Origin of the sequence: Nitrincola tibetensis, from assembly GCF_003284585.1 — a bacterium.
Taxonomy (GTDB): Bacteria; Pseudomonadota; Gammaproteobacteria; order Pseudomonadales; family Balneatricaceae; genus Nitrincola; species Nitrincola tibetensis.
The window spans coordinates 133,973-148,200 of record NZ_QKRX01000005.1 but is presented as its reverse complement, the minus strand read 5'-3'; the positions used below and the strand labels follow the sequence as shown (position 1 = coordinate 148,200).

Sequence of the window (14,228 nt, the reverse complement as noted above, 5' to 3'; positions counted from 1 at the left end):
ACTAGTCTTTATAAATCCTAAATTCTTTTCCAAGACCATCTAGCACTTGAGTCACTCTTTGTACTTGGACACATGCTTGCAATGCTTGCTCTGCTTGTACTGCATTGTTTTCAGCAAGTTGAGCTATATTTTCTACCGTATTCGCAACTTCTCTTGATGCCTGCGCCTGCTCATCAAGCACTTGCTGAATTTCTTGCGTAGCCTTAACAACGCTCTGAGTTTGCTTTTCAATCTCAGCAACAGACTGACCAGCCACATTCGCTTTCTTAACTCCGTCAACAACGCGGGTAACGCCAGAGTTCATTTCGATGACAGCCGCTTCAGTTTCTTTTTGGATCTGCTGCACCATGTTCGAAATCTCGACGGTGGAGATTGCTGTACGTTCAGCAAGACTTCGCACCTCATCTGCAACCACTGCAAATCCTCGCCCATGTTCGCCAGCGCGCGCAGCTTCAATAGCTGCATTGAGAGCAAGTAAATTTGTTTGTTCGGCAATTCCGCGAATCGTGGAAACAATCTTACCAATACTTTCAGAAAGACTCTCAAGGGATTTAAGACGGTCAGCAGCATGCTGGACTGCATCGGCAATATTAGTCATTTCATTGCTATTGGCATACACAGCTTGAGCACCTTCACGAGCCACATTTCCAGCCTGTAAAGACGACTGAAAGGCTGCATCGGAGTTGTCCCTTATGTGGGACACCGAAGCACTTAATTCTTCTAATGCTGCCGCCATACTCGAAGAAGCACTGGATTGTTCCAATGCCCCTCGGGAGGTTTCTTGGCTGGCACTTGCCATCTCACTAACAGCACCGCTTAGTGCACGTGTTGATACATTAATTTGAAAAAGAATTTCATATAATCGATTACGCATAATCACAACAGAATTAAATAGGGATCCAATCTCATCTTTACGTCCTAGAGGAATAGAGGCGACTAGATTGCCCGCTGCAATTTCACGTGTTGCCGCTTTTAATTTCAATAGACGCTTGAGCAATCCTTTTGTAAGTAGCACAATAATTAGAATTAATACGCTAACCATCGTAATGACTGACACACCTAATTGTTTTACTGGATGCATAAATGCATTATTTAAAGCCTCTAAGGGCACTGTTGCTTGTGCGACACCTCTGACATCACCTATTTGCCAATCTCGCTTTGGACTGTCTGGATGATTATTATGGCAAGCTAAACAGCTTGATTGATTCATAATGTCTGCTTTGGCGACTCGATAAAAAGGCTGACCATTAATTTCAATACGACGCCCATAACTCTCTTGTGGATTTTGCTTAAGAAATGCAATGGCATCTCGCTCGAAAGAATCAAGACTTGCCTCTCCACCTTCACGAAACTTAAATGGCTGATCACTGTATAAACGGAAGGTTGAACCATCATCACCGCTCGTCATATCGCCTAAGGAACGCATAACAGTAGCAGGAAGTGGAAGTGTCATAGGCGTATTGGCATGGTCATGTGAGATCGTCAAACCAGCCGCTTGAGCCTTTGGAAGTATTTGCTCACTGTAAAATCGTCTAGCGTTAAAAGCCATCACAATTAAATCGTTTGCATTTTGAAAACCAGCTCTATCTAGGGTTTCTGAATGCAAACGGCGCAAACCATCCGTCATAACGCCAATTAAAACTAAGCAAACTAAACAGGTAGGGAAAATTAATTTCCATGAAAAACTTAGAGATTGAAAAATGCGTTTAGGCTTACTCAGATAACTTTTAATGCCCGGTTCAATAATATAACCACCGTCCAAACGATGCCCACTGCCCTCCTTCATCTCACGATACAAAATTTGAGCTGCTTTAATTTCTTCATCGGTTGCTTTAAGGCGAACGCTCATATACCCACCTTCTGCAAGAGGCGTCGCGGTGGCTTTCACCCAATAATGATCGCCATTTTTTCTACGATTTTTAACAATTCCCTGCCAAGCTCTACCGGACTTCAATGTATTCCACATGTCACGATAAGCTTCTGATGGCATATCAGGGTGGCGAATGATGTTATGAGGCTGACCTATTAACTCTTCACGTGAAAACCCAGCATACTCCACAAACTCATCATTAACGTAGGTAATCATACCTTTATCATTTGTATGCGAGATAATTGCACAGTCAGAACGAACTGGAAAATCACGATTGGTAACAGGAGTGTTGATTCTCATTATTATGTACCTTAAACATAGGAGATAAGACACATTAACTAAAAGGCGGTATTACTGGACAGACGTCTTGTCTTTAAAGACCTAACATTTGAAGGGAAATGAAACATTTGAATAAAAAATGAAACACTTCTTTGGAAAATTACGTAAATCTTGTATTTCAAATATACATTTAATATAAGAGATATAAGATATAGGAAGTGGGAGGTTTTAGCTCTTATTGTTTTCGGAGGTAAAAACTCAAATTTTCACTCTAGTTGAGACTCAAGTTCCTTAATAAGCTTATTAATACTTTCAGCAGACTTACCTGTATTTTCGGCCAACTCCTTTACATGCTCAGCAACCACGGCAAACCCTCTGCCGGCCTCTCCTGCACGTGCGGCCTCGATGCTGGCATTTAGGCTCAATAGACGCAGTGACTTTAACATTTGTAGGATTTTTTGAGTTTCCGTAATGATCTCGCCACTGACCGACTCTACTTTGGACATACGCTCTAAACGCGATGTTTCAGATTGCATCCGATGAGATATATCGACAACAACACCCTCTAGAAACTTCAACTCGCCTTGCCCATCAAAAACACCGCCACCATGCTCGTTAACCCACTGTAGACTTTTATCTGGACGGACTAAACGGTAATCGACATCCCAGTTTTGGTGAGCTTCTAACGCCTTACCAACCGCATGATCAACTTTCTCAACGTCATCTTGATAAATTAACGAAATATATGAGGCACGTCGATTTTGAACAAGATCCTGCGACTCATACCCCGTGAGTTTTTTTACCTGACCCGACATTAATTCCATCGTGTAATTAGGATCATTCATGCAGCGATACAAAAATCCATTCATCCGCCCAGTGATACTGTCGTACACACTGATAAGTTCGTTAACGGAAGGACTTACGTCTAGATTCTTTTGCAACTGAAACGACTGTGACATCTTGACGTCCCTGTGTTAATTAAACAGAGTAGTGGTGAGTTGCTTACATTAAGTCAGCTCACCTTTTTAGAGTCAAGTATGAGGCTGGCGTTAAGCGTATATTTTTTACTGCTACGACTAAAAGCTTACTTACAATCAAAAAACGTCCCATTACCACTATAAATCTGCCAGTCGCCAGACTTCGTAAGCAACCTCTTCGTAGGGATGAGCCAATTTTAAGGCCGAAATCGCGCGGTAAATATGTAAATCATCGCACACCATTTCAACTTTAAACTCTTCAACGCGCTCCAATTCACCGACTGAACCGATATGTGGGCGAGCACCTTCTAAAGGACGAAACTGGCCGACACCACGGGTTTGAAAACAGACATGCTCATAGGCTCCAACACACCCCGCACCCGCCTCAAAAACAGCTCGCTTAACGCTTTCAGCATCTGCTACGGGAACATAAAAAGCCAGTTTATACATGCTATATCTCCTAGCAATGGTTTCACAGTGCATTATAACTGTGCATCTCTGTTAATGAACAAGCACCATCATAACCTTCTTATAAAAAAAGCGACCAATGGTCGCTTAATTTATTTTTGTCTTAGGTCAGAAGGGGATATCGTCATCAAAATCATCAAACCCAGCTGGAGGTGCTGGCGGTGGTGATTGTTGCGGCTGCTGACGTGGCGCTTGTTGCGGACGCTGCTGCGGAGCCGCTTGCTGAGGTGGCTGACCATAGCCCATTGGATCTGGCTGCTGTGAATATCCACCTGCATTTGCGCCCATACCGCCACCCATGCCACTATCGCTGCCACGGCCATCTAGCATTTGCATTTCGCTAGCAACGATTTCCGTTGTATAACGATCCTGACCCGCCTGATCTTGCCACTTACGCGTTCTCAACGCGCCTTCTACGTAAACTTTAGAGCCTTTACGCAGATACTCACCAGCAATCTCGGCTAAACGGTTAAAAAATACGACACGGTGCCACTCGGTACGCTCTTGCGCTTGCCCTGTTTGCTTATCTTTCCATGTGTCGCTGGTTGCCAGGGTTACATTCGTGACTGCATTGCCTGACGGCATGTATTTAACCTCAGGATCTTGTCCTAGGTTGCCCACCAGGATTACTTTATTAATACCGCGTGCCATTGTTCTCTCCAAATCAAATAATTTGCTACAGATCAGTGCTCCCTGCACCCAACCTTGCGTAGAAACATGAGAATAACACAAGCTTAGGTTTAGGCTGAACAAGTTAAGGCTTATAATATGTCTTTTTTACATCACCCACACGGAGCGGTAATGGATAAAATACTGGTCAGAGGCGCGCGCACGCATAACCTGAAGAATATCGACCTAGACATTCCGCGTGACAAGCTCATCGTCATCACAGGATTATCTGGTTCAGGAAAATCCTCATTAGCCTTCGATACCCTGTATGCAGAAGGGCAGCGGCGTTATGTCGAATCACTTTCAACCTACGCCCGCCAATTCCTATCCATGATGGAAAAACCAGATGTGGATCATATCGAAGGGCTGTCGCCTGCTATTTCGATTGAGCAAAAGTCCACGTCTCATAACCCACGCTCAACGGTGGGCACCATCACGGAAATTTACGACTATTTACGCCTACTCTTTGCCCGTGCTGGCGAGCCTCGCTGCCCCGATCATGATTTGCCATTGGCCGCTCAAACCATTTCACAAATGGTGGATCAAGTATTAACCCTTCCTGAAGGCAGCAAGCTAATGTTACTTGCGCCTGTTGTTCAGGGACGTAAAGGTGAACATCTACATACGCTCAGCGAGCTTAAAGCCCAAGGGTTTGTCAGGGCACGAATTAACGGTATCGTCGTCGATTTAGACACAGCCCCTGATTTAGAAAAAAACAAAAAACATACGATTGAGGTGGTCATTGATCGCTTCAAAGTACGTGCAGATCTGCAAACACGCCTTGCCGAATCCTTTGAAACGGCTATTCAGCTAACAGATGGTATCGCACGTATTGCTTGGATGGATGAAGAAGGAAAAGAAGAACTGATTTTCTCGGCTCGCTTTGCCTGCCCTGAATGTGGTTACAGTATTCAAGAACTTGAACCGCGCATGTTCTCCTTCAACAACCCTCATGGTGCTTGTCCGAGCTGCGATGGCTTAGGGGTTAAACAGTTTTTCGATCCAGCAAAAGTGGTTCAGGATGCGACACTTAACTTATCTCAAGGAGCCATACGTGGCTGGGATAGGCGCAGCTTGTATTACTTTCAACAACTGCAAGCCGTTGCACAGCACTATGGTTTCGATATGGACACGCCCTTCGAAGCGTTATCGGCACAGCATCAACAAGTGATTTTGCATGGCAGCGGACAGGAAAATATCGAATTTCGCTACACCAATGATCGCGGCACCGTTGTTAGCAAACAGCATCCCTTTGAAGGCGTCTTAAACAATCTCGAACGTCGATATAAAGAAACTGAGTCGGATGTTGTGCGCGAAGATTTGGCACGCTATTTAAACATGCAGCCCTGCCCTAGTTGCCAGGGTACGCGCTTACGAAAAGAAGCACGGCACGTCTATATTGATGAACGCACGCTGCCGGATATTGTTAAGCTTGCCATTGGCGACAGCAAAGCCTATTTTGACCAACTGACCCTTTCTGGTAAACAAGGCGAAATCGCAGATAAGATCTTAAAAGAAATCCGCTTGCGTCTGGCGTTTTTAGTGAATGTCGGGTTGGATTATCTATCGCTTGATCGCAGTGCAGAAACCCTATCCGGTGGCGAGGCTCAACGTATTCGTTTGGCCAGCCAGATTGGCGCTGGCCTTGTCGGTGTTATGTATATTCTGGACGAACCCTCGATTGGCCTGCATCAGCGCGACAATGACCGCCTTTTGGATACCCTTCGGCATTTACGTGATTTAGGAAATACCGTCATTGTCGTCGAGCATGATGAAGATGCAATACGCTTAGCCGATCACGTGATTGATATAGGTCCTGGCGCAGGTGTCCATGGTGGCCAAGTCATTGCGTCCGGAACACCAGCCGATGTGATGCAATGTGCAGAGTCCATGACCGGACAATACCTCTCGGGCACTCGCAAAATCGCGGTTCCAACAGAAAGAGGCGCATTCAATCCTGATAAGGTGCTTAGGCTATCAGGCGCGCGTGGCAATAACCTCAAAAATGTGACCTTGGAAATTCCAGTCGGCTTGATGACCTGTGTTACCGGCGTATCGGGCTCTGGCAAATCAACGTTGATTAACAGTACGCTTTACCCAATCACAGCGACTGAATTAAATCACGCCACGACTCTAGAAGCATCTGAATACGACTCCATTGAGGGCCTTTCACACTTTGATAAAGTCATCGATATTGACCAAAGTCCGATAGGCCGTACTCCGCGTTCAAACCCAGCAACCTATACGGGAATTTTCACCACCATTCGCGACCTGTTTGCAGGCACTCAAGAAGCTCGATCACGTGGCTATAAACCCGGACGCTTTAGTTTTAACGTCAAAGGCGGTCGCTGCGAAGCCTGTCAAGGCGATGGGGTGATTAAGGTCGAAATGCATTTCTTACCCGATATTTTCGTGCCCTGCGATGTCTGCCACGGAAAACGCTACAACCGCGAAACACTTGAAGTTCGTTATAAAGGCAAAACCATTGATGAAGTATTGAACATGACCGTGGAGGATGCACGAGAGTTCTTTGACGCGATCCCAGCGCTTGCTCGTAAGTTACAAACCCTAATCGATGTGGGGTTGAGCTATATTCGGCTAGGACAAAGTGCAACGACCTTATCTGGCGGTGAAGCCCAGCGCGTAAAGCTTGCCAAAGAACTCTCTAAACGCGATACCGGCAATACTCTGTATATTCTAGATGAACCTACAACGGGCCTGCACTTTTACGATATTCAACAGCTGTTAAATGTTTTGTATCGACTGCGCGACCATGGCAACACCATCGTGGTGATTGAACACAACCTTGATGTCATTAAAACGGCAGATTGGATTGTTGACCTAGGACCGGAGGGCGGTACGGGCGGAGGGCAAATCATTGCCGCAGGAACACCTGAAGAAGTAGCAGAAGTTAAGCTATCTCACACAGGGCGTTTTCTCAAGCCTTTACTTGGATAAGCACTATTCGGGCTAACGCCCGAATAAGCTACATACAATAAAAAAGCCGCTGTAACCCACATAAAAGTTCAATACTTTATTGGGGTTACAGCGGCTTCAGACGTTCCTAGCGATAATATTCAAAGCTAGGAACATCTAGCTAGATACACAATTGTATTAGTTCGCTAGTTCAGCGCTGCTACGAATCGGGTAATGCTCTGGCATAGGTAAACGCGCCACACCACTGTCAATCGCCGCTTGAGCAACCGCATAAGAAATACGGCCTAACAAACGCGAATCAGTTGCTTTAGGCAGGATATACTCACGACCGAATTCCAATGATTCTAAACCATAAGCGATTAAAACCTCTTGCGTCACTGGCTCACGCGCCAATTCAGCTAAAGCTTTTACTGCAGCTGCTTTCATCTCTTCATTAATCGCAGACGCACGAACATCGAGTGCACCGCGGAAAATGAATGGGAAGCCCAACACGTTATTTACTTGGTTCGGGAAGTCAGAGCGACCTGTCGCCATAATCACATCATCACGGACTGCATTCGCAACTTCCGGTCTGATTTCAGGATCTGGGTTCGCACAGGCGAATACGACGGGGTTAGCCGCCATTTTCTTAAGCTGTTCAGGTGACAGCAGGTCTGGACCAGACAGACCTAGGAAAACATCAGCGCCATCAATGGCATCATCAAGGGTACGCTTATCCGTTTCAGTTGCGAATGCCGCTTTTTCGGCAGTCAGGTCATCACGACCGGAGTGGATCACACCCTTACGATCGATCATGTAAATATTCTCGACTTTCGCGCCCATGTTGATGAGCAACTTCATACATGCACTTGCTGCTGCGCCTGCACCTAGACACACAATTGAAGCTTCTTCAAGCTTCTTGCCTGCTAGTTCAAGCGCATTAATCATGCCTGCAGCCGTTACAATCGCAGTACCATGCTGATCATCGTGGAAAACAGGAATATTGCAACGCTCAATCAAGGTACGTTCAATTTCAAAGCACTCAGGCGCTTTGATATCTTCCAAGTTAATTCCGCCGAAGGTTTCAGCAATACGTGCAACTGTATCGATAAAGGCTTGTGGGCTTTCAGCGTCAACTTCAATATCGATAGAATCGATATTGGCGAAACGCTTAAACAGCAATGCTTTGCCTTCCATGACAGGTTTAGATGCTAAAGGACCTAAGTCACCTAGGCCCAAAATAGCAGTACCATTGGAAATGACGGCAACCAAGTTACCCTTTGCTGTGTAACGATACGCGGCTTCAGGATCGGCTGCGATCGCACGTACAGGCTCTGCCACACCCGGAGAGTATGCCAGTGCAAGATCTTTAGCGGTCTCAGCCGAAGTTGAGAGTTCAATACTGATCTTACCTGGACGAGGAAACTCGTGGTAATCAAGAGCAGCTTGTTTAAAATCTTGAGACATGGTTGCTTTTCCAACTAAAGGTTGAAGTTATACGGTCATGCATCATAACCAAAACACCTGTATGCGACAACCGCTCATTTAAGAAGACATTAAGAGAAAATACGCCTTTAGGCTAATACGCCTAACGAAACGCTAGATTTAGCAAAGAAACAAGAAAGGCTTTCTTTGAAAACAGCAAAAACTTAGAAAAATTTTCCATAAAAAAAGCACTCAACAGAGTGCTTTTTTAGCAAATCAAGCCTAATACTTAGCTTATTTGCTGATAGAGCGGCCACCGAAACGCTTGTTAAAGCGATCCACACGACCACCGCTGGTAGCTTCTTTTTGCTTACCAGTGTAGAAAGGGTGACACTGGCTGCATACGTCGACAAGCATAGCGCTCTGGCCTAACGTAGATTTGGTCTGCATTACGTTACCGCAAGAACAGGTGATAGTTATATCGACATAATTTGGGTGGATACCAGCTTTCATTTCAAAAAACCTCAATAGAGTTATGGGTGTGCCGCCACCTGGTCATAATCGTTGTTGCCAGGCACCGCACTAACGGGGTCGGATAGCATAAAGTATTGACTTTCGCTAGCCACATATTCAGCAAGGCCGCAAATTATACGGACTCCCCTATTTTCTCGCAAGCAAAAAATCAGGGTTTATCCCTTTTTCAAAAGCCTCTAGACTGTAATGCAATTATCGATCTTAATGGTTTTTTACGTGATTCTACGAGTTGCTATTCCATCTCCCCTTCACAAGCTTTTTGACTATCTGTGTCCAGTCGAGCTAGAAGGGTTAGCCAAGCCAGGCATGCGCATCAAAGTTCCGTTTGGATCTAGGGAAATTATCGGCATTGTTATCGATACCGATGTGCATTCAGACTATTCCAGCAAACAGCTTAAAACCGCCTTGATGCTCTTAGATGCAGACCCTGTTTTGGATGCCACTCAGTTCTGGCTAGCTCGCTGGGCAGCGCATTACTACTTTTACCCCGAGGGTGAAGCCCTGCAGCAAGCACTCCCAGTTTTATTACGAAAAGGACAGGAGCCAACCTTTGCCCATGCAACACTGTGGCGTGCCACAGCCCATGCGACACTCAGCTCATTGGCCACCAGTGCCAAACGTCAGCGAGAACTCTTAGAACTCCTGCTGCGTAACCCACAAGGGGTTAGTACCGAAGCCATAAAAATTGAGGGATTTTCCACACCTCTGCTTAAAGCCCTTGCGGATAAACACTTGGCTGAATCCTTTGCCAGCCATCCAAGACCCTATCAATTTGCAACAGGCTCCGAAACGATTCTTAAGGAAGCGCCCTTAACGCTCAATGAAGAACAAGCCTCTGCTCTCTACAGCCTTCTCAACCCTTCTCATTTTCATACCCTGTTGTTAGAAGGAATTACTGGGTCCGGTAAAACAGAGGTCTATTTACAAGCGATAGAGGCCATTTTAAAAGTTGGGAAACAAGCGCTCATTTTGGTGCCTGAGATCGGCTTAACCCCTCAAACGTTGAGTCGTTTTAAAGCGCGCTTTCAGGTGCCTGTTATGGCACTTCATTCAGGGCTCACGGATCGACAACGACTGGACGCTTGGTTAATGGCCAGGGATGGGAGCGCACGCATTTTAATCGGCACTCGATCCGCGATTTTCACACCGATGAAGAACCCCGGTATCATCATCGTCGATGAAGAACATGACCCTTCTTTTAAGCAACAAGAGGGGTTTCGTTATCATGCCCGTGATCTAGCGGTATTAAGGGCGAAGAAAGAGGACATTCCACTGCTGCTCACAACCGCTACGCCTTCTCTTGAAAGCCTGCACAATGCTCTTGATGGTCGCTACCAGCATTTGCATCTTCGCCAACGTGCGGGCAATGCCAGTGCCCCTAAGTTCAAATTTTTAGATATTCGCGGTGAGGCATTGCAGGCCGGAATGGCTCCTGAGTTAATCCATCATATACGCCAGCATTTATCGGCGCAGACGCAAGTCCTGATTTTTCTTAACCGCCGTGGCTTTTCACCATCCCTGATTTGCCATGATTGTGGTGCAGTAAATGAATGCACCCGCTGTGATGCTCGCATGACATTGCATCGCTCACCAGCCCATATGCATTGTCATCATTGTGACCGTCAAACCCCTATTCCCAAGCGCTGCCATCAGTGCCACAGCGAGGATTTAAGGCCATCAGGTGCCGGAACTGAACGCACAGAAGAGCAACTAAAATCCCTTTTCCCGAACATACCTGTGCTGCGAATTGACCGCGACAGCACTTCACGCAAACACGCCTTAGAAAACATGATGAAGCAAATTCACACAGGCCAACCCTGCATCATGATTGGGACACAGATGTTGGCAAAGGGGCATCATTTTCCTAGAGTTACGCTGGTGGCCGTACTCGATGCGGATGCCGGGCTCTTCAGTGCTGATTTTCGTGGCATGGAGAAAACAGCCCAGTTGATTCTGCAAGTAGCCGGACGGGCGGGACGCGCCGAACTTTCCGGCGAGGTACTCCTGCAAACCCACCACCCTGATCATCCAATGTTGGCCGCACTTGTCACTCAGGGTTATGAGGCCTTTGCGAAAAGCGAGCTCGTTTTACGCCAAGGGGCAGGACTCCCACCTTTTCATCATCATGCTCTGATTCGTGCAGAAGCCAGTCGTCAAGGCTGGGCCGAAGCTTTTTTACGCTCGATTCGGGAAGCCATTGAGACACACTTATCGCTCCCTCCTGGTAACCACTGGTCGGGACCTTTTCCATCACCTATGGAAAAGCGTGCGGGGCTTTTTCGCTCGCAAATGCTGATTCAGGGTCGAGAGCGTCGACATTTACACACACTATTGCGCATGATCATGCAAGAAGTTGAACATAACCCCATGAAAAATAAAGTCAGATGGTCAATTGATGTAGATCCTATCGATAGTTATTGATGAGATTGGCATTCTAGGGCCTAGACGAATTATAATAGCGGGTTAGTAAGTATTCCGGTCGCGCCGGCAAGCGCATCTTTTTCACCCAACGGTAATCTAATGAAAGAGCATATAGCAGATCTTATTCAATCAGCGTTGACAAACCTGATCTCAGAGGGGACCTTACCCGCCGACACCAGCGCCAGTATTCATATTGAAAATACACGCGACAAAGCCCATGGCGATCTCGCCAGCAATGTTGCATTAACTCTGGCAAAAGCGGCGCGATGCAACCCTCGACAACTGGCTGAAAAAATCTGCGCGGCGCTCCCTCAATCAGATCAGGTCGTTCGAACCGAGATCGCAGGCCCTGGTTTTATTAACTTTTTCATCAATCAGTCCTCTATTTATTCGGTCGTTGAAAAAATCCTAGCCGAAGGCACTGAATTTGGACGTGCACCCGCCAATTCTGGCACACGTGTACAAGTAGAGTTTGTCTCAGCAAACCCAACGGGACCCTTGCACGTCGGTCATGGACGTGGGGCAGCGTATGGTGCCAGCGTTGCTGATTTGCTTGAAGCCGCGGGCCTTGAAGTTGAGCGTGAGTATTACGTCAACGATGCCGGTCGCCAGATGAATATCTTAGCGGCCAGCGTATGGTTACGCTATTTAGAAGACCTTGACATGGATTTGGTCTTCCCGACCAATGCCTACCAGGGACACTATATTCGTGATATAGCGCATGTATTGCAGCAAGAGCATGGCAATCGCTTTTTACGCACCCACGCGCAAGTGTTTGACAACCTTCCTGCTGATGAGCCTGAGGGTGGCGATAAAGACATCTATATCGATGCCCTGATTGATCGCGCTAAGGAACTGCTAGGCGATGAGGGCTACGAAGTCATTTTCCGTGCGGGCTTAGAGTCGATTCTTGGTGATATTCGTGAAGACCTGAGTGAGTTTGGCATTAATTACCAAGTCTGGTTCTCAGAGCGTTCGTTAACCCACAGCGGCGATGTCGATGTTGCTTTAAACATTCTTCAGGAAAAAGGCCACCTTTATGAAGCTGAAGGCAATATTTGGTTTAGATCAACCGCCTTTGGCGATGATAAAGATCGCGTTGTAAAACGTGCCAACGGTCAAACCACCTATTTCGCGTCTGATATTGCGTACCACATGAATAAATTTGATCGTGGTTTCGATCAAGTCGTCAACATTTGGGGTGCCGACCACCATGGTTACATCACACGTGTGAAAGCAGCGATTCAAGCGCTTGGCTACAACCCAGACAATTTAGTGGTTCGCCTCGTCCAGTTTGCTATTCTCTACCGCGGTGAAGAGCGCGTACAAATGTCCACACGTTCAGGATCATTTGTTACATTACGCGAATTACGCGATGAAGTTGGCAGCGATGCCTGCCGCTTTTTCTACGTCACTCGCAAGGCCGAACAGCACATGGACTTTGATTTAGAGTTGGCAAAATCAGAGTCAAAAGATAACCCTGTGTACTACATCCAATATGCGCATGCGCGTGTTTGCTCCGTACTCAGAAAACTAGAAGACGAAAGTATGAGTTGGGATCAGGCGCAAGGCGTAGCTGAGCTTAGTCGTCTTGATAGCGAAACAGAAAAAGATCTGATTACACAACTGACCAAATATCCAGAAGTGCTTCGCAACGCAGCGTTAAACTTTGAGCCTCATGTTCTCGCCAACTATTTGCGCGATTTAGCCAGCGATTACCATACTTGGTATAATGGCCACAAAATGATCATTGACGATGTTGCATTGAGAAATGCTCGACTCACCCTAAGTGTCGCCGTTCGACAGGTATTGGCAAACGGTCTTAACTTACTGGGTGTTTCGGCTCCGGAGCAAATGTAAATTATGGCTAGGCAGGATTTCGCTCAAAAGCGTCGCAGTAATAGCTCGGCCAGTCGTGCACCCGCTCGTCCCAAAAGCCCCCCTCCCATGGCGGCCACTAAGCCGAGCAAAAAAAAACCGTCAGCGCCGTCAGCAAAAGGGTCGTACAAACGTCCCTTATTGACTCTGCTGGCGCTAGGTGGACTTGGCACTCTGCTTTACGTGTTGCTTCAAGCCGAACATCCTGACGCTAGAATTAAACAGCCAGCGCCAAAGCAACCGCCTGTCTCTGCGCTTCCTACCCCCACTCAGGCTGCACCTGCAACGACCGCACCCGTTGCAGTTCTGCCTGAGCCAGCAGAGCCGGAAGCTGACCCTATACCTGATGTTCGTGAAAATCGATTTGATTTTTATGACATTCTACCCAGAAGTGAAGTTCAAGCGCCGCAGAATGTGTATCGGTCAACACCTCGTAATGCCAATGCACCAGGCGCTATTCAGGAACGCTTTCTATTACAAGCAGGCTCCTTCCGTTCAGAAACTGATGCTGAGCGCATGCGTGCACAGTTACTGCTATCAGGTCTACCGAATGTTCATACATCACGTGTTGATGGTGAGAACGGCATCTGGTATCGAGTACGCACCGGCCCCTTCAATAATCGCTCGGAGCTCAACAGTGCTCGCAACCAGTTAACAAGCCTCGGCATCACCCCCATGCCCATTCCACTCAACTAATCGACCGTTTGAGCGTTTTTTCGTAACGCTCAGGCGCCTAACCCTTGAAAAATCCCATTACGCATCCATATCATGATGAATTGAAGCGCAATGGG

The 14,228-nt window shown here is 46.8% G+C and carries 10 protein-coding genes; 4 read left to right on the top strand and 6 right to left on the bottom strand.

Translation table 11 applies throughout. The features are described 5' to 3' along the window. Position 1 precedes the first annotated feature (1 nt). The 4 genes from DN062_RS08650 to ssb form a co-directional block, all read right to left on the bottom strand. Positions 2-2,170 (bottom strand): methyl-accepting chemotaxis protein, encoded by a 2,169-nt coding sequence (locus tag DN062_RS08650; protein WP_112158931.1) that lies wholly within the window; start codon positions 2,168-2,170, stop codon positions 2-4. Between the two features lie 245 nt (positions 2,171-2,415). Beyond that, a complete protein-coding gene (locus DN062_RS19065) occupies positions 2,416-3,108 on the bottom strand; it encodes a methyl-accepting chemotaxis protein (RefSeq protein ID WP_112158930.1) in 693 nt (230 codons plus the stop codon). Positions 3,109-3,264: 156 nt separating this feature from the next. Further along, a complete protein-coding gene (locus DN062_RS08640; protein WP_112158929.1) occupies positions 3,265-3,576 on the bottom strand; it encodes a YqfO family protein in 312 nt (103 codons plus the stop codon). Positions 3,577-3,702: 126 nt separating this feature from the next. Continuing rightward, on the bottom strand, positions 3,703-4,245 hold the full coding sequence (ssb, locus tag DN062_RS08635) for a single-stranded DNA-binding protein (RefSeq protein WP_112158928.1): 543 nt from the start codon (positions 4,243-4,245) through the stop codon (positions 3,703-3,705). Between the two features lie 150 nt (positions 4,246-4,395). On the opposite strand from ssb, the gene uvrA reads away from it, so the two are divergent. After that, entirely contained in the window at positions 4,396-7,221 is a 2,826-nt protein-coding gene (gene uvrA, locus DN062_RS08630; RefSeq protein ID WP_112158927.1) for an excinuclease ABC subunit UvrA, read from the top strand. A 156-nt stretch (positions 7,222-7,377) separates the two neighbouring features. On the opposite strand, the gene DN062_RS08625 is transcribed toward uvrA, so the two are convergent. Together DN062_RS08625 and rpmE are read right to left on the bottom strand one after the other, a co-directional pair. Beyond that, positions 7,378-8,646: a malic enzyme-like NAD(P)-binding protein gene (locus tag DN062_RS08625; RefSeq protein ID WP_112158926.1), complete on the bottom strand. Its 1,269-nt coding sequence runs from the start codon at positions 8,644-8,646 to the stop codon at positions 7,378-7,380. 252 nt (positions 8,647-8,898) lie between these two features. Beyond that, a complete protein-coding gene (rpmE, locus tag DN062_RS08620) occupies positions 8,899-9,117 on the bottom strand; it encodes a 50S ribosomal protein L31 (RefSeq protein WP_112158925.1) in 219 nt (72 codons plus the stop codon). A gap of 237 nt (positions 9,118-9,354) precedes the next feature. Between rpmE and DN062_RS08615 the strand changes: the two genes are divergently transcribed. The 3 genes from DN062_RS08615 to DN062_RS08605 all read left to right on the top strand — a co-directional run bounded on the left by DN062_RS08615 (position 9,355) and on the right by DN062_RS08605 (position 14,133). Continuing rightward, complete coding sequence (locus DN062_RS08615) at positions 9,355-11,559, top strand: primosomal protein N' (protein WP_338039972.1); 2,205 nt, start codon at positions 9,355-9,357, stop codon at positions 11,557-11,559. Between the two features lie 99 nt (positions 11,560-11,658). After that, entirely contained in the window at positions 11,659-13,419 is a 1,761-nt protein-coding gene (gene argS / locus DN062_RS08610) for an arginine--tRNA ligase (RefSeq protein ID WP_112158924.1), read from the top strand. A 3-nt stretch (positions 13,420-13,422) separates the two neighbouring features. Continuing rightward, positions 13,423-14,133, top strand: a complete 711-nt coding sequence (locus tag DN062_RS08605) for an SPOR domain-containing protein (RefSeq protein ID WP_112158923.1) — start codon at positions 13,423-13,425, stop codon at positions 14,131-14,133. The last annotated feature ends 95 nt before the right edge of the window (positions 14,134-14,228 follow it).